Annotated in this window: 19 protein-coding genes; 10 read left to right on the top strand and 9 right to left on the bottom strand. The window is 48.3% G+C overall.

What is annotated here, in order from left to right; genetic code table 11:
- Nucleotides 1–22: 22 nt before the first annotated feature.
- Nucleotides 23–955, bottom strand: a complete 933-nt coding sequence (locus OVA33_RS10135; protein WP_063636794.1) for a hypothetical protein — start codon at nt 953–955, stop codon at nt 23–25.
- Nucleotides 956–981: 26 nt separating this feature from the next.
- On the bottom strand, nt 982–1,533 hold the full coding sequence (gene thpR, locus OVA33_RS10130) for an RNA 2',3'-cyclic phosphodiesterase (protein WP_025649737.1): 552 nt from the start codon (nt 1,531–1,533) through the stop codon (nt 982–984).
- A gap of 128 nt (nt 1,534–1,661) precedes the next feature.
- Here thpR and cysK point away from each other — a divergent pair, with 128 nt between their 5' ends.
- A complete protein-coding gene (gene cysK, locus OVA33_RS10125) occupies nt 1,662–2,594 on the top strand; it encodes a cysteine synthase A (protein ID WP_021494474.1) in 933 nt (310 codons plus the stop codon).
- Nucleotides 2,595–2,631: 37 nt separating this feature from the next.
- Here cysK and pepV read toward each other — a convergent pair whose 3' ends face one another.
- The gene (gene pepV, locus OVA33_RS10120; RefSeq protein WP_128974215.1) at nt 2,632–4,023 is read right to left on the bottom strand and encodes a dipeptidase PepV; all 1,392 of its coding nucleotides are present in this window, start codon (nt 4,021–4,023) and stop codon (nt 2,632–2,634) included.
- A gap of 95 nt (nt 4,024–4,118) precedes the next feature.
- Between pepV and OVA33_RS10115 the strand changes: the two genes are divergently transcribed.
- Nucleotides 4,119–5,423, top strand: coding sequence for an NCS2 family permease (locus OVA33_RS10115; protein ID WP_063636795.1), 1,305 nt, complete (start codon nt 4,119–4,121; stop codon nt 5,421–5,423).
- Nucleotides 5,424–5,457: 34 nt separating this feature from the next.
- Here OVA33_RS10115 and OVA33_RS10110 read toward each other — a convergent pair whose 3' ends face one another.
- Together OVA33_RS10110 and OVA33_RS10105 are read right to left on the bottom strand one after the other, a co-directional pair.
- Entirely contained in the window at nt 5,458–6,618 is a 1,161-nt protein-coding gene (locus OVA33_RS10110) for an ABC transporter permease (protein WP_063636796.1), read from the bottom strand.
- A complete protein-coding gene (locus OVA33_RS10105; protein ID WP_017418398.1) occupies nt 6,615–7,319 on the bottom strand; it encodes an ABC transporter ATP-binding protein in 705 nt (234 codons plus the stop codon). Before OVA33_RS10105 ends, OVA33_RS10110 begins: the two co-directional genes overlap by 4 nt.
- A 280-nt stretch (nt 7,320–7,599) precedes the next feature.
- Here OVA33_RS10105 and OVA33_RS10100 point away from each other — a divergent pair, with 280 nt between their 5' ends.
- Nucleotides 7,600–7,821: a DeoR family transcriptional regulator gene (locus tag OVA33_RS10100; protein WP_003152337.1), complete on the top strand. Its 222-nt coding sequence runs from the start codon at nt 7,600–7,602 to the stop codon at nt 7,819–7,821.
- A 127-nt stretch (nt 7,822–7,948) separates the two neighbouring features.
- Here OVA33_RS10100 and OVA33_RS10095 read toward each other — a convergent pair whose 3' ends face one another.
- Both OVA33_RS10095 and OVA33_RS10090 read right to left on the bottom strand, forming a co-directional pair.
- Entirely contained in the window at nt 7,949–8,668 is a 720-nt protein-coding gene (locus tag OVA33_RS10095; RefSeq protein WP_063636797.1) for a pseudouridine synthase, read from the bottom strand.
- Nucleotides 8,669–8,724: 56 nt separating this feature from the next.
- On the bottom strand, nt 8,725–10,362 hold the full coding sequence (locus OVA33_RS10090; protein ID WP_013353235.1) for a putative polysaccharide biosynthesis protein: 1,638 nt from the start codon (nt 10,360–10,362) through the stop codon (nt 8,725–8,727).
- A 207-nt stretch (nt 10,363–10,569) separates the two neighbouring features.
- Between OVA33_RS10090 and OVA33_RS10085 the strand changes: the two genes are divergently transcribed.
- Both OVA33_RS10085 and opuD read left to right on the top strand, forming a co-directional pair.
- Nucleotides 10,570–11,835, top strand: a complete 1,266-nt coding sequence (locus OVA33_RS10085) for a BaiN/RdsA family NAD(P)/FAD-dependent oxidoreductase (RefSeq protein ID WP_007408798.1) — start codon at nt 10,570–10,572, stop codon at nt 11,833–11,835.
- 179 nt (nt 11,836–12,014) lie between these two features.
- A complete protein-coding gene (gene opuD / locus OVA33_RS10080) occupies nt 12,015–13,550 on the top strand; it encodes a glycine betaine transporter OpuD (protein WP_014418673.1) in 1,536 nt (511 codons plus the stop codon).
- A gap of 35 nt (nt 13,551–13,585) precedes the next feature.
- On the opposite strand, the gene OVA33_RS10075 is transcribed toward opuD, so the two are convergent.
- A complete protein-coding gene (locus OVA33_RS10075; RefSeq protein WP_063636798.1) occupies nt 13,586–13,768 on the bottom strand; it encodes a sporulation protein Cse60 in 183 nt (60 codons plus the stop codon).
- Nucleotides 13,769–13,968: 200 nt separating this feature from the next.
- Between OVA33_RS10075 and OVA33_RS10070 the strand changes: the two genes are divergently transcribed.
- The 5 genes from OVA33_RS10070 to melA are packed head-to-tail and all read left to right on the top strand — an operon-like array spanning nt 13,969 to nt 19,363.
- Entirely contained in the window at nt 13,969–14,994 is a 1,026-nt protein-coding gene (locus tag OVA33_RS10070; RefSeq protein WP_017418400.1) for a LacI family DNA-binding transcriptional regulator, read from the top strand.
- 41 nt (nt 14,995–15,035) lie between these two features.
- Nucleotides 15,036–16,313, top strand: a complete 1,278-nt coding sequence (locus OVA33_RS10065) for an ABC transporter substrate-binding protein (RefSeq protein ID WP_021494480.1) — start codon at nt 15,036–15,038, stop codon at nt 16,311–16,313.
- Nucleotides 16,310–17,224, top strand: coding sequence for a carbohydrate ABC transporter permease (locus OVA33_RS10060; RefSeq protein WP_017418402.1), 915 nt, complete (start codon nt 16,310–16,312; stop codon nt 17,222–17,224). Before OVA33_RS10065 ends, OVA33_RS10060 begins: the two co-directional genes overlap by 4 nt.
- On the top strand, nt 17,221–18,042 hold the full coding sequence (locus tag OVA33_RS10055; protein WP_007408803.1) for a carbohydrate ABC transporter permease: 822 nt from the start codon (nt 17,221–17,223) through the stop codon (nt 18,040–18,042). Before OVA33_RS10060 ends, OVA33_RS10055 begins: the two co-directional genes overlap by 4 nt.
- 22 nt (nt 18,043–18,064) lie before the next feature.
- Entirely contained in the window at nt 18,065–19,363 is a 1,299-nt protein-coding gene (melA, locus tag OVA33_RS10050) for an alpha-galactosidase MelA (RefSeq protein WP_063636799.1), read from the top strand.
- A 35-nt stretch (nt 19,364–19,398) separates the two neighbouring features.
- Here the strand turns inward: melA and OVA33_RS10045 are convergent, their stop codons facing one another.
- A complete protein-coding gene (locus OVA33_RS10045) occupies nt 19,399–19,875 on the bottom strand; it encodes a GNAT family N-acetyltransferase (protein ID WP_406807563.1) in 477 nt (158 codons plus the stop codon).
- Nucleotides 19,876–19,895: the final 20 nt, after the last annotated feature.

Genomic DNA, 19,895 nt, shown 5'->3' with positions numbered 1-19,895 from the left:
AGACAGCCGGCAAACGTCCGTTTTAATCAAGCCATTCCTGTCTCCGGCTTGAATCGCTCAAGCCGTAAGACAAAAGAGCCTTCGCCGCCTTCAGCTGGTGGTGCTTGATCGGCGCCGTATTTTTCTGCTGCTTTTCCAGCCACTCTGCGGCAGTCCGTTTATCAGCTATTTCCAGCCCGTACGGCGGCTCCGGGTAATCAATATAAGACGTTCTGCTGAGCAAAAGCTTCCGCACGGGAATGTCGGCCTGCTTTTCTTTTACGATTTGCGAAACGACCGAGCCTGTCCGGTGCAGGCTGAGAGACGGATTCAATACTTGGCGCGTGCTGCCGGAGCCCCTTTCTTCCCAAAAACGGTGTTTTGATCCGATATATACGCTGTCCTCTTCCGCTTCCATAAAAGCGGCGCAGAAAATCTCCAGCGGCGAGATAATGATGATGCTCAGTTCGACGGACGCCTGCTGAATTTGCAGAACCGGATGATACATCACAAAATAGGAATCGGGCAGCTTTTGAGCCAGCATTTTTAACATCCTGTCCCTTTTGACCGCCTGCGAAAGCTCAGACTTTTGAGAAAGCGTGGAGCTCGCCCATTTTAATTGAAAGTCATACAGCTGATCTTTGAAAAAAGGCGCGAGCTCAGACTTTTGAGACGGAAGATTCCCGAACAGCGCCTCTTCTCCCTCCGGCTCATCAAACCATTGGTGCCTCTTTTCATTTATATCGGCCGTATTTTCTTCTTTTCTCTTTTTTAAAGAAAATTTTTTCCTGGCCGGCGCTTGATCGGTTTCCCCGCCTGCAGCCGTTTCCGTTTCTTTTTCTTCCGTCATCCGGTCAAACGCTTCAAGAAGCGCCTCCCAGCGTTCTTTCTTCAGCCGGATAAACTGGTTCATATAATGATATGGATCAAGTTCATATCTGGATATGCAGTCGTGAATTTTGATGATCTGTGCCATGTGATTTCTCCACTCCGAATATTTGTTTATGTCAATTGAAACTGTGCGATTTCTTCGTATTTAGGCGACCGGTCAAGATGGGTCTGAAACAGGGAAAACCGGCTGACGGCACTTTGCACCCTGCCGCTTTCAAACGGCACATCGTCAGGAAACGGCTGGTCTCCCGCCCACTTCCGCGCCATCGTCATATGAGGGTGATACGGCCGTTTTTCCACTTGAAAACCGGCTTTCAAAACAGCCTGTTTTGTTTTTTCCCGCAAATCAAAGAGCAGTTCATTCCGTTCGGGCTCAAGGTGAAGCACTCTCGGCTGTCTGCGGTCGCCGAAAATATCCAGATGCTGAAACTGTACGGTAAACGGCTGCGCTGCCGACGCCGCATCTGCGAGAAGAGACGATAATTTCGCAAGCCGTTCTTCATCCGCGGCTCCTAGAAAAATGAGCGTAATATGATAGTCATGCGGGTGCACCCATTTTTTGAATGACAACGCCGGCTCCTTTTTGGCTGCTTCCCAAATCGGTTCAGCAATGTCAGCCGGAATCGGAATGCCGATAAAATAATGCGGCAATGAAGCTTTCATACGAGGATCTCCCCCTCTTTGGTTATGGTGTTATTATAAAACGGATAAGCGGAGAGGAGAACCCTGTCCGCTCATTATGATAGGATATTATGTACTGAACGTTTTATACAGAAAGGAATGAGCCGGCCTTGAAAATCGTAAACACCACGGCGGAGCTGATCGGCGGCACACCGATCGTAAAGCTCAATCGCCTTCAGCCAGAACATGCAGCACAGGTCTATTTAAAATTAGAATCGTTTAACCCGAGCGGCAGTGTCAAAGACAGAGCGGCTTACAATATGATCATTGAAGCGGAAAACAGCGGGCATTTAAAACCCGGCTCTGTCATCATCGAACCAACAAGCGGCAACACAGGCATCGGCCTGGCGATGAACGCGGCGGCGCGCGGCTACAAGGCAATCCTCGTCATGCCTGACACGATGACGAAAGAACGCATCAACCTCCTGAAAGCGTACGGCGCGGAGGTTGTGTTAACACCGGGGGCGGAAAGAATGCCCGGCAGCATCAAAAAAGCGAAAGAACTCGCCGAACAGATTCCGGGAAGTTTTATCCCGATGCAATTCGATAACGGCGCAAATCCAGATGCCCACCGAAAAACGACCGCCATTGAAATCTATCAGGCCGTTCAGCAGCTCAACAGACCGCTCGGTGCTTTTGTGGCAACGGCGGGAACGGGCGGAACCATTACCGGAACCGGAGAAACGCTGAAAGAGCTTTTCCCGGATATGATTGTTCATGTCGCCGAGCCTGCGGGATCTCCCGTCCTGTCTGGCGGAAAACCCGGCGCTCATAAGCTTGTCGGGACAAGCCCCGGATTTATTCCCGGCATATTGAATCAGGACGTTTACGATGAAATCATGAAAATATCTGATGAAGATGCGTATACGACAACACGGCGTCTGGCCCGGGAAGAAGGCATACTCGTCGGCCCGTCTTCAGGCGCCGCCTGCTTTGCCGCCATTGAAACCGCCAAACGCCTCCCTTCCGAACAGATCGTCATCTGTATGACGGCCGATACGGGAGAACGTTATTTATCAACGGATTTATGGTCATTTGAATGATAAAAAGGGATGCCGCATTCGGCGTCCCTTTTTATTATCACTTGGCAAGCTCATAAATGGCTTCGGCATATAAAGCCGTTGACCTGAGAAGGTCATCGATTTCAATGTACTCATCCTTTTGATGCGCGCTGTCAGGCCGGCCGGGGAACAGCGGCCCGAACGCGACGCCCGCCGAAAGGGATCTCGCATACGTTCCTCCGCCGATTGAAATCAGATCCGCTTTCTTTCCCGTCTGTCCTTCGTAAACCTTTTGAAGCGTCTTTACGAGCGGATGATCGGCAGAAACGTGGTGCGGTTTGCTGTCTTTAAATTCTTCAAGCCGGAATTCTTCAGCAGACGTAAAAGCATCACGGATGGCTTTGCTGTCTGAAGTGACGGGATAACGGATGTTGATGCCGAGTTCTCCTTCCTCACCCTTTCTGTATGTAAAGGTGCCGACATTCAATGTCAGCTCTCCGCTGATGTCATCCCTGCAATCAATTTTCAGCTTTTTGCCTCGTGTATCATTTGAAAAATAGTCACTGACGGTTTTGACAAAGCGCTTTCCGGCTCCATCCAGCTCTGTTCCGTTAAGGCATTCAGCAAGCTTTAAGCCGGCATTGACACCATTATCCGGTTCCATCGCGTGGCATGATTTTCCGTACACCCGAAGCGTCAGTTTTCCATTTTCCGAAACTGCTTCACCTTGTGTTTTTGACTGCTCAAGCCATTTGCTGAAATATGCGTGCACGGCATCAAGACCGTTCCCTTCAATAACCGCTTCAGCCGCATCCGGCACCATGTTCAAGCGCAGTCCTGAACGGAATGACAGAAGCCCGTTTTTTGCGTCTTTGTCAGAAGCGCTTTTTGCAATGCGCAGTGACGCATCTGTAATTCCTTTTTCCGCGTTAATGATCGGAAAATCTGCGTCAGGAGCAAAGCCGATGTCAGGCATTTTTTCGTGTTTGAAGTAGTGATCCACGCATCTCCAATCACTTTCTTCATCCGTTCCGATGATGATTCTCACGCGTTTGGATAAAGGAAGCTGCATGTCTTTGACGATTTTCAGCGCATAAAACGCCGCCATTGTCGGCCCTTTATCATCTATGGCGCCTCTGGCATATATCCGGCCGTCCCTGATATCGGCTGAAAACGGATCGCTCGTCCAGCCGTCTCCGGGCGGAACGACATCGACGTGGCACAAAACGCCGACGATTTCGTCACCCGTTCCCCATTCAATATGGCCCGCATAGCCGTCAAGATTCTTTACGGTGAAGCCTTCTTTTTCACCGAATTCCAGCAGTGACGTCAGGCTGGCATTGACGCCTTCTCCAAACGGCCGGCCGGGACCGGCTGTTGTTTCGTCCATTACGCTGTTGATCTGCAAAAACTTCTGCGTGTCACGGATCAGATCTTCTTTGTTTCTGATGACTTCAACTTCCCAGTTCATCACAAATCCCCTTTCTTGATAAAGACTTGCAAAATGTCGATAAAACGAATAATATAGATGATGTTTTGAAAAAATGTTCGTCATTGGAGGTACTTATGTTTCATCTCGACAAGCATCAAACGACAATAAAAAGAGAAATTACCGCGGGATTGACCACCTTTTTCACAATGGTGTATATCATTGTCGTCAATCCGGTGATCCTTTCCAATGCGGGAATTCCGTTTGACCAGGTGTTCACCGCGACGATTATCGCTTCCATTGTCGGAACTTTATGGATGGCTCTCGCTGCGAATTTTCCGATCGCCATTGCCCCCGGCATGGGCTTAAACGCGTATCTCGCCTTTCACGTTGTCGGCACAGGCAGCGGCATTACGTATCAGACGGCTTTCAGCGCCGTTTTTATCGCGGGAGTCATCTTTATTATTTTATCGTTAACACCTTTAAGAAAACAACTTATAGAAGCGATTCCGGACAATTTAAAATACGGAATTACGACCGGCATCGGCTTATTTATCGCTTTTATCGGCTTACGCCAATCCGGAATCATCACGGCTGATAAATCCAATCTGGTCGCACTCGGCGATCTTCATTCGCCCGCCGTCATTTTAACGCTTATCGGACTTATCATCAGTATCGTGCTGATGGTGCTGAATGTAAACGGGGCTCTGTTCATCGGAATGGCGCTGACCGCCGTCATTGCCTTTTTGACCGGACAGATCCATTTCGCGAAAGGATTCATGTCCTTCCCGCACCTGCCGGAGGGGCTTTTGATCACAAATCCGTTCGGTGCCCTCGGGGATGTCGTGCATCACGGTCTGTACGCCGTTGTGTTTTCTTTTCTTCTCGTTACGATTTTTGACACGACCGGCACCATGATCGGTGTCGCCGAACAAGCGGGATTGATCAAAAACAATCAGCTGCCGAATGCCAGAAGAGCGCTTTTGGCTGATTCGACCGCTACGACGGTGGGAAGCATCTTCGGCACCAGCCCGACGACCGCGTTCGTGGAATCTTCAGCAGGTGTGGCGGCCGGCGGAAGAACGGGGCTGACGGCGCTGACGATTGCCGTTATGTTTGCCGTTTCCATGTTTTTCGGCCCGCTTGTCAGCGTCTTATCGGAAGTGTCCGCGATTACGTCACCGGCTCTGATTATTGTCGGCAGCCTGATGATGGGTGCGGTATCGAATATCCGCTGGAATGAGCTTGATGAAGCGTTCCCGGCCTTTCTTGTCATTTTGGCGATGCCTTTGACGTCCAGTATTTCAACCGGAATCGCACTCGGCTTCATTTCATATCCGCTTGTGAAACTCGCTAAGAAAAAGTGGCGCGAAATCCATCCTTTAGTCATCATCTTTGCCGTGCTGTTTTTTATTCAGCTTTTTATTTTAAACGGGCATTAAGAAAAATCCCTTTCCTTTTTCGGAGAGGGATTTTTCACATATAAAGGGCGGAAAGAATCGCGGCAATGAGGCACCAGGCGGAACAGATGACTTGAATGAGAGTTAATGCGCTGTTTCGCGCCCGGAAATAATCATCACTGTCTCTCTTGATACCGCTTAAAACCGGTTTATCCGTGATCCGGTCAAATAAAAGCGACGCGGCGTACCGGCTGACTAGCATACATAAAATGAGGGCGGCCGGTTTCAGCAAAAGCGGAAGAACGAGAATAAGAGCCGTAAAAGCCGCGGTTAAAAGGTAAAGCTGCCGGAGATACCCGCCGTTTCGGATCAGCACTTTAAAGAACAATTCTTTCCACGCCGTATACGCCGACCGTTTTGTAAAGATGTGCTTTGAGCCGGGATAAAAAAACGGCTTGCTCCGCCCTTTATTTTTACCATTCGGGAGCTGCACATCATGGCTGAGCATCAAAACAGAGGCCGCGAATGAAAGCTTGCGCCTGTTCTCTTCAAGCACTTCTTCCTCAAAGGCTGATAATGTCTCCGTCCCTTTCCAAGTCAAAAGAGCGGAACAGATGAACAATATACAGCCCGCCGGCCAAAGCCAATACCATTCGGCGGCAAAGACGATCATAAAAAACGCCCCCGCCATCAGAACCATCACTTTCAGCCAGCCCGCCGCCTGATTCCCGAATGTCCGCCTGCTGTTTTTTCTGTGCCGGTGCACCGCTAATATCGCGGTATGGAAGCCGAACAGACAGCAAAACATACCTGAATATGCCGGTAAGGTACAGTCACCGTATTGGCGCCATAAGGGAAATAACAATACGGCAAGCGCACCCCATTTGATAAGGGAAAGGAACATCGAATACAAAAGCGCATACCGTTTCAGCTTTTGCATCAGATGTTTTGCATGCACCAAAAATACGTGATCCGCTTCCAGCAAAAAGGTATGAATAAAACCCGTGCACAACAGCAGGGCACTGAATACATACAGCCAGCCCCATCCTAATACTCCTGCCGCTCCATTAAGAAGCCCCCTGCCGTTCAGCCAATCAGCATATTGATAAACGGCAAATGCGGCAGCCGGAAGAACGATATACAGCGCGACCGTCCAATCAATGACCGTCTGGAACACCTTCCATTGATACCGCCAATAATGAAACAGCCTTTGAAAAAACAAAGCCCGCCCGGTCATCGCTGACTGCTCCGAACCGCTGAATAAAAGCAATCCAGCAGTGAACGGCTTCCCGTTTTTTCCTGAAGCTCCTCTAACGTGCCTTGAAGAAGCAGAGCGCCCTGATCCAGCAAATAAAACCGGTCGCAGATTTTTTCCGCCGTATCCAGAACATGAGTGCACATTAAAATCCCCGCGCCCCTTTCTTTCTCAGCAATCAGCATGTCGGTAAACAGCTTCGTTGAGATCGGATCAAGTCCGATAAAAGGCTCATCAATGATGTAAATATCCGGCTTCGCCAAAAATGCCTGTATGAGCATCAATTTTTGCTGCATCCCTTTTGAAAAGCCGGAAGGCAAATCATGTTTTACAGACGTCAGCGAAAACTCTTCAAGCAGCCGCCCTGCCCGCTCACGGCATTCTTCCCCTTCTATACCCCGCAATGACCCGGTCAGCTCGAGGTGCTCCCAAAGCGTCAGTTCATCGTAAAAACTCGGACGCTCCGGTATGTAAGCATAAGATGAATCCTTCCACTCAATACCGCCTTCTATATCCCGGGACAGCCCGAGAACCGCCTTTATCACTGTACTTTTCCCCGCGCCGTTCGCTCCGATTAAACCGGCAATTTCACCAGCGTTGACTGTCAGAGATACATCAGAAATCACCTTCGGCCTGTCAGCATAACCGGCGCAGACAATGTTTGCATTCAATAATTCTCCCAAACTTCTCACTCCCCCGTTTTCATACGGACATGTATAAAAAAAGTTTCAGTTTCCATAATAATAAAAGCGGACCGGACATAGTAATGCACCAAGGCGGCACCCATTTGGAAAAAATTATCTGCGCTTATTCCTAGATTCATGTCGTCCATATCGTGTATAATGGAGGCAGTTAAAAGAGAAAAAACAGAATGTCATCCTTTGTTGCTTATTCGTACGAAGTTTTAGAGTCGAAAGTTGTGGTATATCAAGTCCATCCGATCTTATGATAGGGAGTGGTTTTATGAAACCTTCAACAAATCGTATGCTGACTCGGATTAAATCAGTTTACATGTTCATCCAGGAAAAAGGCCTTGTGACAACACAGGAACTGGTTGATGAATTCGGCATTACACCTAGAACCATTCAGCGAGACTTAAATGTGTTAGCATACAATGATCTTGTTCATAGTCCTAGCCGAGGCAAGTGGGAGACAACACGAAAAAAAGTGAAAATTACATCTTAAGCGAACAATTACATAAGGCCCTTTTCGGCCTGACATGCTGCAAGGCAAAGCAGCGTCTTTGCCTTGTTTTTTGTTCCTCTATATAAAAAGCCCAAAACAAATCTGTTTTGGGCTTTTCTGATATCGATTACACTTCAGCGCCTCTCAGCGTTTCGAGCTCCTCTTCAGTCAGCTCGCGGAATTCTCCCGGTTTAAGATCCGGGTCAAGAGAAACAGCCCCCATCGAAAGCCGCTTCAAATAAGCCACTTCATTTCCGACAGCCTTTGCCATCAGCTTCACCTGATGATATTTGCCTTCTGTAATGGTCAAGTGAATCACCGTTTCATCCGGACTTTCTGTAATGATTTCAACGGCTGCCGGCTTCGTCTTATAGCCTCCTTCAATGACGACGCCTCTTTCCAGATGAACGATGTCTTCCGGTGACAGAGGTGAAGTTAACCGGACCTCATATGTTTTAGGCACATGCTTTTTCGGAGAAAGCAGGCGATGAGCGAGCTGCCCGTCATTGGTCAGAAGCAAAAAGCCTTCCGTATCCTTATCAAGACGTCCCGCCGGAAACGGTTCAAATCGCTGTTCTTCAGGCGTCAGCAGATCAACTACCGTTTGCTGGCGGCTGTCTTCTGTAGCGGACAGCACTCCTTGCGGCTTATTCATCATGACATAAATAAACTCACGGTACTCTGCCGGCTCTCCGTATACCGTGATGTCCTGTTTATCGGGATCGACATGGATTTTCACATCTTTCGCCGGCTCTCCGTCAATCATGACAGCCCCTGCCTTGACGATTTTTTTCACATCTTTTCTTGAGCCGAATCCGCTGTTGGCAAGCAGCTTATCAAGTCTCATCATGATCCTCTCCTTTAAAAAGAAAAGCCCGCGATAAGCGGACTATTCATTATTCCTCAATGGGCGGAATGCCTGCCTCTTCTCAAAACGCGGGGCAGACGGTTTCCAAACATTTTCTGCAAAAATCCGATTCGGTACGCGGCAAACATGTACACCGCACCGCCGACAGCGGCACAGACAAAGACGACAATCGCCGCATGCAGCTGGCCGCTTTGGTACGTGACGAAAAAGCCGAGCAGCCATTGAGTCAGCTTGACCGCGACTCCCATCACGACGGATAAGACCGCAATTAAAATGACCCGTTTCATAAGCACTGTATACGAATAGCCCGCATGGCGCTTAATCATGATAAAACCGTACAGTAGAGAAGCGATATAACCGAGCGCCGTTGCCAATATGGCCCCGTCTCCCTGAAACAGCTTGATCAGCGGCACGTTCAGCACCACTTTTATAATGACGCCGATGAAAAGGCTCACGACAGCAAATTTCTGCTTATTAATCCCTTGCAGGATCGCGGCGTTTACGGTAAACAGAGAAAACAGAATCGCGACAGGCGCGTACCAGAACAATATATCCTGTCCGATATCCGGGCGAAGACTTTCAGAGCCGTAGAAGAATGTATAGGCCGGACCCGATAACACGGACATCCCGACAACGGCGGGAATAACCAAAAACAGAATGATTTGCATCGTCTGGTTAATCTGCTGGTTCAAAAGCTTATAATTCCTGCTCGTAAACGATTCAGTAATCGTCGGAATCAGCGTCAGACCGAAAGCGGTCGCCAGAGAAACCGGGATCATCACAAGCTTCGGCACATAAAGGGTGACAATCGCAAGCATGTCCTGGCTGATATCCTTATGGCCCGCCGCAATCATCGCTTTATTAAACGTATTCGTATCGATATACGAATACAAAGGAATCGCCAGTCCGACAAATACGTAAGGAGCGGCATAACTGAAAAGCTCAATGAACATTTTTTTATAACTTAAGTTCGCAGACGGGACGAGATTCGGCTTCATCGCCAGAAGATCGCCCTTCCGCTTATTCCAGTAAATATAAAGGACGACAAGCCCTCCGAATGATCCGATCAGCGCCGCGAAAGTCGCGTATCCGACTGCGATGACAAGGCCGCCGTTGATCACTCTTAAAATCAAATACGTTGCGCCCAATAAAAAGATGATCCGGGCAAGCTGCTCCACAACCTGTGAAACGGCTGTCGGCCCCATCATCTGATGACCTTGGAAAAAACCGCGCACAAGACTCATAATCGGCACGACCAAAAGTGCCAGACTGACCATCCGGATGACATAAACGACGTGGTCAATCGTAAGTCCGTTGTTACTCGTGCCGCCGAGAGATGTTTCCGCAAAAAACGGCGCCGAAATATAAAGAATTGAAAAAGCGATCATCCCGGTTACGAGCATAACCGACATTCCCGCTCTCAGCATCCGCCTGCTCGTCTCATAGTCTCCTTTGGAGTTATATTTCGAGACAAATTTTGAAACCGCGGCGGGAAATCCCATCGTGGCAATGTTTAAAAACAGTGTATATTGATTATATCCGTATTGAAACAAAGCTCCGCCCGTCGCTCCGACCATCGCTCCGAACGGGATCAGATAAATCATCCCTAAAATCCGCGATATATAGGTGCCGAGCGTCAGCACGAACGTGCCCCTTAACAATTTGCTTGACATGTTTCCTCATCACCATTTTCTACGAAGATTCAACTTTTCTATTTTAACACAACTGGGCAATTAGACGGTAATAAATACAGCGGGAAACTTTTTGGGAAAGCTCTTAAAAAAACAAAATACGTTTAAGGAATCCCTTTCTTTCGCTATAATAGCAGGAAGCGGACATTTCCGCCTATTATACGTGAAAAAGAAAGTTGTTGATGAAATATGAAACATTATGACGTCATTGTGATCGGCGGCGGTCCCTCCGGTTTAATGGCTGCGATTGCCGCAGGCGAAGAAGGGGCGGACGTATTATTAATCGATAAAGGAAACAAGCTGGGACGGAAGCTGGCGATTTCCGGCGGCGGACGCTGCAACGTGACCAACCGCCTCCCCGTTGAAGAAATCATCAAACACATCCCCGGCAACGGCCGCTTTTTATACAGCGCGTTTTCCGAATTTAATAATGAAGATATCATCGCCTTTTTTGAAAAACTCGGCATTCAGCTGAAAGAAGAAGACCACGGGCGCATGTTCCCGGTGACGGACAAAGCGCAAAGCGTTGTCGATGCGCTTTTGAACCGATTAAAACAACTGAATGTCACCATCCGCACAAATGAAAAAATCAAAGAGGTGCGGTACGAGAACGGCAGGACAGCAGGCATTACGACAAACAATGACGAACACATTAACGCAGACGCCGTCATTATCGCGGTCGGCGGAAAATCAGTCCCGCATACCGGCAGCACCGGAGACGGCTATGCATGGGCGGAAGCGGCCGGTCATACCGTGACCGAACTCTTTCCGACGGAAGTGCCGGTTACGTCGTCAGAACCGTTTATTAAACAAAAAACACTTCAGGGGCTGTCTCTTAGAAACGCGGCCGTCAGCGTCCTGAATAAAAAAGGAAAACCAATCGTCACACACGTGATGGACATGCTGTTTACCCATTTCGGCTTGTCAGGCCCCGCCATTCTCCGCTGCAGCCAGTTTGTCGTCAAAGAACTGAAAAAGCAGCCAGAGGTCAAACTCCGCATCGATCTGTTTCCCGGCATCAACGAGGAAGAGTTATTTCAAAAGATGCACAAGGAACTGAAAGACGCACCGAAAAAAGCGCTCAAAAACGCGCTGAAGCCGTGGATGCAGGAACGGTACCTGCTTTTTCTTCTGGAACGGAACGGTCTTGATCCGCAGACAAGCTTTACGGAACTGCCGAAGGATCAATTCAGGGCTTTTGTCAAAGACTGCAAACAATTTACGGTTGCCGCTGACGGAACGCTTTCTTTGGACAAAGCGTTTGTCACAGGCGGAGGTGTTTCCGTAAAAGAGATTGAGCCGAAACAAATGGCGTCTAAAAAAATGGAAGGCTTATATTTTTGCGGAGAAATACTCGACATTCACGGCTATACCGGGGGCTACAATATCACTTCAGCCTTTGTCACGGGGCGTCTCGCCGGTTTGAATGCAGGACGTTTCTCACGCTCGCTCTAAATGGTTTAAAGCGCATTTACCTGAGCGTCCCCGTTGATAATTGACCAAAAACATGATAGAGTTTTCTGCGTTTTGTTTCACCTGATTGAGGGAATAGGAAGAAAGGAATGATCTGCAATCGTACGACCACACTAAAACAAAATGGCGTATTGAAAAAAATAGTCAGAGGGTGAGAACGTTTGAAGAAGAACATCTCCAGTGTTTTTTGGATTGTGATTGTCATCACAGCAGCTGCGGTTTTATGGGGGGCCATTTCTCCTGACAGCCTGCAGCAAGTCACTGATACGGCACAAAAATTTATTACGGATTCTTTCGGCTGGTATTATCTGCTGGTCGTTTCTATATTTGTCGGTTTCTGTCTCTTTCTCATTGTGAGTCCGATCGGCACAATAAAACTCGGAAAACCCGGGGAAAAACCGGAATTCGGCTTATTATCATGGTTTGCCATGCTTTTCAGCGCAGGCATGGGAATCGGTTTGGTATTTTACGGGGCTGCGGAACCGATCAGCCATTACGCCATCAGCTCTCCCTCAGGTGAAACAGAAACGCCCCAAGCATTTCGTGATGCGCTCCGGTACACATTTTTCCACTGGGGGCTGCACGCTTGGGCCATCTATGCGGTCGTCGCTTTATGTATCGCATATTTTCAATTCAGAAAAGACGCGCCCGGTTTGATCAGCAGCACACTGACACCGCTTTTGGGCGATAAAGTAAACGGGCCGATCGGCAAAGCAATTGACTGTATCGCGGTGTTTGCGACCGTTGTCGGTGTGGCGACAAGCTTAGGGCTCGGAGCGACTCAGATCAACGGCGGTCTGCATTATTTATTCGGCATTCCGAAAACATTTTCCATTCAGCTGATCCTGATCGCTGTCGTGACCGTGTTATTTTTGATTTCTGCGTGGAGCGGAATCGGCAAAGGGATTAAATACTTAAGCAATACCAACATGGCGCTCGCGGGTATTTTAATGATCTTTATGCTCATTGCAGGCCCGACGGTGCTGATTATGAACTCATTTACCGATTCTATCGGCCAATACATCCAAAATATCGTGCAGATGAGCTTTCGCTTGTCTCCGAATGATCCCCAAAAACGCGAATGGATTAACAGCTGGACCATTTTCTATTGGGCCTGGTGGATATCCTGGTCGCCGTTTGTCGGCATTTTTATCGCCCGTGTATCAAGGGGCCGGACGATCCGGGAATTTTTAATCGGGGTGTTGGTGACACCTTGTATATTGGCTTTCTTATGGTTTGCGATCTTCGGTGTATCCGCGATGGATCTTCAGCAGAAAGGCGTATTCAATGTCGCGGGAATGTCAACGGATACGATGCTGTTCGGCGCACTCAGCCACTATCCGCTGACAATGGTGACATCCGTATTAACGCTTGTTCTGATCGCTGTATTCTTTATTACATCAGCGGATTCAGCGACATTTGTGCTTGGAATGCAAACGTCTTACGGCTCATTAGACCCGTCAAACCGGGTGAAAATCATCTGGGGCATCATCCAGTCCGCCGTGGCAGCGGTATTATTATATTCCGGCGGTCTGGCCGCACTGCAAAACACGGCCATTCTCGCCGCGGTTCCGTTTTCAGTCGTGATCCTTCTGATGATCGTGTCTCTGTACAAGTCATTAGCGAGCGAGAGAAAAGGAATCAAACAAGCGGAGAAATACCAAAAACCGAGAAGCCCCCGTGTCAAAAAAGCATAATGCACAAAAAAGCCCGGCATTTCGTCCGGGCTTTTTTATTTTCGGTATAAAATGAGAGCGGAAAAACAATAAAGCTGCTCACCTTCAGGATCACAGGCCGCCGCTACCGTATATTTAATATCAACGAGCTGTTCATCAGAAATCTCCTTTAAAAATGTATTGACTTCAGTCTGCAGATCCTTTTCATGCTCCTCATCAAAAACAGCTATCTTCAGCACATCACCCTCTCCTTTCTCTATCAATTTATTCCGGTTCAATTGAAATATGATAGAGAAAAACAGATTTTCTTTTTTACTGATTTTTACTAAAAGCAACCAAAAATAGTTGTTGAAAACGCTTACTAACGTATGATAATATCATTTTAACAATAACCAGGTCATTTCTGTTTAGTAAATATTTAGTAAAAAGGAGATGTGAAATGGTCCGTCTCAAAGATATTGCCTTACAGGCATCTGTATCCAGCGCGACAGTATCGAGAATTTTAAATAAGGATGACTCTTTGGCCGTGACTGATGAAACAAGAGAAAAAGTTCTGAGGATCGCCGATGAGCTGGGCTATCAGCCGTCGGCAAAAAAACGGAAGAACCGCAGCCGCAGCGATTCAGCGCCCCTGATCGGCGTTATCAGCTGTCTGTCACCGGAAGAAGAACGGCAGGATCCTTATTTTTCGGCGATCCGAAAAGGCATTGAAGAAGAATGCTTTCGGCAAAAAGTTTTTATCACATCTTCTATCCATCTCGGTTCTTTTCAAGAGCATATGTTTCACGAACTGGACGGCGTCATCGTCATCGGCAGCCTGCAAGACGAGGCGCTTACGAATATCAGCGCTGCTTTCAGGCACGCGGTATTTGTTAACGGCACACCCGATCCTGCCCGCTACGATACCGTCAGCGTGGATTTTTATGCCGCAGCGCAGAAGGCGATAGAACATCTTCTGTCGCTCGGTTATCAGCGGCTAGGTTATATCGGCGGCCGGGAGCGGGAGCATACCGTCATAGACGGCGTAAACAGCAATAAAACGATTGAGGATAAGCGTCTGACCGCTTTCTTACAAATGGCCGGCGCCGAGCCGGAGCATGTACTGATCGGCGAATACAGCATGCACGAAGGGTTCCGGCTGATGAATGAAGCCATCAAAGGCGGAAGTCTCCCTGATGCCTTTTTTATCGCAAGTGATTCGATGGCTGTCGGCGCTTTAAAAGCCTTGCAGGAAGCCGGCCTTCAAGTCCCGCGCGATACGGCGGTTGTCAGCTTCAACGGAATTGATGAGGCAGAATACGCCAGCACGCCGTTATCAACGGTAAAAGTATACACGGAAGAGATGGGCCGGACGGGTGTCAAATTGCTTCTCGACCGTTTAAACGGCAGAACCGTCCCGCTGGCCGTGACGCTCCCCACTTCATTGATTGTCAGACAAAGCTGCGGCTCACAAGAAAGGAGGTGACGTGTCCCGCAGCGTTTATATCATATTTAAAGGAGGAAAAGATGAAACGCTTACTGGCTTTGTTTCTTTCTTTTACTTGCATGATCCTTCCCGGCTGCTCGGCAGAACAGAGCGGCGCCGGAGAAAAGCAGAAAACATTGACAGTCTATTCCACAATATCCTCAGACAGCGAACGCGCCGTATTCAGAAAGTTGGCTGATTCATTCCAAAAAGAACATCCGGACATTCAAGTAAACGTTCATTTCCCAGGCAATGACTACGAAAATATGATGAGGGTCAGAATGGCGGCCGGTGACATGCCCGATCTTTTCGACACACACGGCTGGGCCAAAATCCGCTACGGAGAATATACCGCTGACCTCAGCGGCATGTCTTGGACGAAGCGGCTCGATCCGAATTTAAACAGCATGCTCAAAGACGCCAAAGGCAGAATATACGCCTTCCCTCTGAATCAGGCAAAGGACGGACTGGCCTACAACCGCACGTTATTGGAAAAATACGGAATCAAACCGCCGGAAACAATGGATGATTTTATGAAGGCACTGAGACAGATTAAAGAAAAAAGCGGCGGAACAATCACCCCCTTTTGGTTTGCCGGCTATGAGAAAAGCTCATTTGCCCAATATTACGATCAATTCGCCGCACCGCTTCTCATCACAGATCCCGCACACCGTTACAAAAAACAGCTGTTAAACGGAACCTTCCGCTGGACACACTTCACCTATTTATCTGACAAACTGAAAGAGATGCAAAAGGAAAACCTGCTCAATATAGATGCCGTGACGGCAAAACGATCCCAGCTCATTGAACTGATGGCGCAAAACAAAATCGCCTTTACGCTGCAGGGCGGCACCCTCGGCCAAGACGTCGCTCAAATCAATCCGAAGGTAAAAGTCGGCATCATACCGACCCCGGCCGTCCACAAGGGAGACGCGCCGGTTTGGATCGGAGGCGAACGTTACACGCTGGCGGCATTCAAGGATTCCCCGCGGCTTGAAGAAGCGAAACAGTTTATCGCATTTATGGCCCGACCCGAGCATGCAAAATCAATTGCCGAAGCGACCTCGCTTCCGGCCGGATTAGTGAATGTACAAACGGACATTTTCTACGCAAATGACTATAAGCGCTATCAGCATATTAAGGTGCAGCCTTATTTTGACCGCCTTTATTTGCCGAACGGAATGTGGGATGTGATGGGAACAGCCGGGCAGGAGCTGATGGCCGATATCTTAACCCCCGCTGAAATTTCAGCGAAACTCGGCAGGGAATATAAGCGGCTCCGGCTTCAATCTGATTCACGGGGAGCTGAAAAAGAATGAGTGATCTTGCAAGAGAAACTCAAGGATTTCAATATCAAAAGCCGGTAAAACCCGCGTCACTGTGGTGGATGTACGTTCCCGCTCTTGCCACGGTTTTTATTTTCATGATTTTTCCGTTTGTCAAAGGCGCTTTTATCACATTTACAAACTGGAACGGCTTCTCACAGACGTATCAATGGGTGGGGGTCACTCAATATAAAAGGCTTTTTACAGATCCGGACACGTGGCTTGTTGTGAAAAACACTTTGCTTTACGGCATCGGAAGCACTTTTTTTCAGAATATGCTCGGACTTTTATATGCGCTGCTTTTGAATCAGAGCTTAAAAATGAAGGCGCTCACAAGAACGATCGTCTACCTGCCCGTCATTATCAGTCCGCTGATTATGGGATACATTTGGTATTTTATTTTCTCATATGACGGGGGTGCGCTGAATGATGTATTTGGCGCACTGGGAATCGGTCCTGTCAACGCCTTGGCAAGCCCTGCGGCAAACCCGTGGATTATCGTCATGATTAACACGTATCAATACGCAGGCATTGCGATGATTGTATATTTAGCGGGGCTGCAAAGCATTCCGAAAGATTATTACGAAGCCGCAAAAATGGATGGCGCTGGAGGTCTTCAGCCGTTTTTCACCATCACCCTGCCATTATTGATGCCGGCTGTCACCATCAACATGGTCATCAATATCATCGGCGGGCTGAAGCTGTTTGATGTCATTTTCGCGCTGACCGCAGGAGGGCCGGGCAATTCCTCTCAATCGATGTCGACGTTTATGTATGATTTATATTTTAAACGGCAGGATGCGGGATATGCCGCCGCCCAAGGCGTGTTTATGTCCGTCATTATTCTTGTCATCAGCTTTTCGGCTCTCGTGTATTTCAAGCGAAAGGAGACGGAAATGTCATGAAAACAGCCCGAATGCGGATTTTTACGCTGTTGGCAGCCGTTATCTCGTGCGTTCATATTGTCCCCTTTTATATTTTGCTGACCACGTCATTAAAAGCAAAAGGTGACTACAGTTCAAAATGGTCGCTGCCATCCGCCTTTTCATTTCAGAATTTTCGTGAAGCATGGGAACGTGCCTCTCTCGGGCAATCCTTTCTGAACACGATTATCATTACAGCCGTTTCCGCCGCTTTATTAATTTTCATGGGTTCGCTTGCCGCATACCCGCTCGCAAGAAGAAATACAAAGCTGAACAAAATCGTCTTCGGCCTTTTGATTTCAATCATGATCATCCCGCCTTTGACTTCCATGGTTCCTTTATACAAGATGGTCGCTGATGCGGGGCTGATCAATACGCATGCCGCAGCCATTCTCATTAATACGGCTGCATATATGCCGCTGACCGTTTTCTTATATTCGGGGTTTATCCGCTCTTCCATTCCGAAAGAGCTTGAGGAAGCCGCCAGGATGGACGGCGCGGGATTGATCAGGACTTTTTATACAATCGTGTTTCCTTTGTTGAAACCGATTACCGCAACGGTCTGCATTATTTCCTGTGTGTTTATCTGGAACGATTACCAATTTGCGATTTTCTTTTTACAAGATCAAAAGGTGCAGACATTGACCGTGGCCATGGCGGGATTTTTCGGCGAAAACGCGAACAATCTTCACTTAGTCGCCGCAGCCGCAATTATGGCGATGCTGCCGATGGTCGTATTGTTTTTGGCGCTTCAAAAATATTTTATCTCAGGGCTGTCCTCCGGGGCGGTCAAAGGCTGAGAAGAAAAGGGAGGAATTTCTGTTGAAGAAAATTACGTTTATCGGAGCGGGGAGCACGATTTTCGCAAAAAATGTACTGGGGGACTGCTTACTGACTGAAGCATTAAACGGGTTTGAATTCGCGCTTTATGATATTGACGCTGTACGGCTGAAAGAATCCCAGCTCATGCTGGAAAACATGAGAGACCGCTATAATACGAGTATATCCATCATCTCCTACGATGACCGAAAACAGGCGCTGAAACACGCCGGCTATGTGATAAACGCCATTCAGGTCGGAGGCTATAAACCCGCGACGGTCATTGACTTTGACATCCCGAAGCGGTACGGTCTCCGCCAGACGATTGCCGATACCGTCGGAATAGGCGGCATTTTCCGTTCCCTTCGCACCATCCCCGTTTTATTTGACATCGCAAAAGACATGGAAGAGGTCTGCCCGGATGCGTGGCTGTTAAACTATACAAATCCGATGGCCTCTCTGACCGGAGCGATGCTCAGACATACAAATGTCAAAACGGTCGGCCTGTGCCACAGCGTCCAGGTATGTACCAAAGATCTGTTTGACTCACTCGGCATGGATCACGAAGGTACGGAAGAACGCATTGCCGGCATCAACCATATGGCTTGGCTTTTGGAGATTAAAAAAGACGGAATTGATTTATATCCTGAAATTAAAAGACGGGCACGCGAAAAGCAAAAGACGAAACATAAGGACATGGTGCGGTTTGAGCTGATGGATAAATTCGGCTGCTACGTAACGGAATCATCTGAGCATAATGCTGAATATCACCCGTATTTTATAAAAAGCCGGTATCCTGGGCTGATAGATGAACTCCAAATCCCGCTTGATGAATATCCGAGGAGATGCGCGGAACAAATCAACAATTGGGAAACGATGAGAGACGGCATCATCAACAACCAAAACCTGACGCACGAACGCTCAAAAGAATACGGTTCGAGAATTATTGAAGCGATGGAGACGGGCAAACCGTTCACATTCGGCGGCAATGTGCTGAATACCGGGCTGATACCGAATCTGCCGGCGAAAGCGGTCGTTGAAGTGCCTTGCACAGCCGTCAAAAACCACATTATGCCGTGCTATTCCGGCGAACTTCCGGAGCAGCTCGCGGCGCTCAACAGAACAAACATTAACACACAGCTTTTAACCATCGAAGCGGCCGTTACATTAAAAAAGGAAGCCGTATATCAGGCGGCCATGCTTGACCCGCATACGAGCGCCGAGCTTTCCATGAATGACATCATCTCTTTGTGCGACGACTTATTTGAAGCGCACAAAGACCTGCTTCCGGCTTATCACTGATCATTCGCGATCCGGTCCTGGGCGGGCCGGACGCTTTATATGTTCAGCACCAGTTTGACCGTCTGTAAAGTGTGTCCTTTAAAATCTTCTTCAAATTCACATACCCATTGAAACCCTTTCGCTTGATAAAAGGATAAGGCGATGCGGTTCTCTTTTTCTGCATGGACATAAAGCTTTTTTACCCCGCCGGACTGCCTGATGCATTCTTTAAGGAGTGCCGTGCCTATCCCGCTTCCCTGGCAATCCGGGTCAATATAGATGGCGGTCAGCCCCGCATTTCCGTCTTTTTGAACCGGGGTGGCATTTGCAAAACCGAGCACTCGCCCCTCTTCTTCTGCCACAAAGAACAGAGAATGCAAGAGCCGGCGTTCCATTATCTCATCCTGATAGGCCGATTCGAGAAACTGATCCTGAATGTGTCCGGGAATAATCCCTTCATACGTATGATGCCAGCTTCGTTCCGCGACTTGCCGGACCTGTTTGATATCGTTTGTTTTCATCGCGCGGATCATCGGTTTCACCTGATTCGCCT

The sequence above is a fragment of the Bacillus sp. KICET-1 genome (assembly GCF_027721405.1).
Lineage (GTDB): Bacteria > Bacillota > Bacilli > Bacillales > Bacillaceae > Bacillus > Bacillus velezensis.
This window is presented reverse-complemented; position numbering and strand designations above follow the sequence as displayed.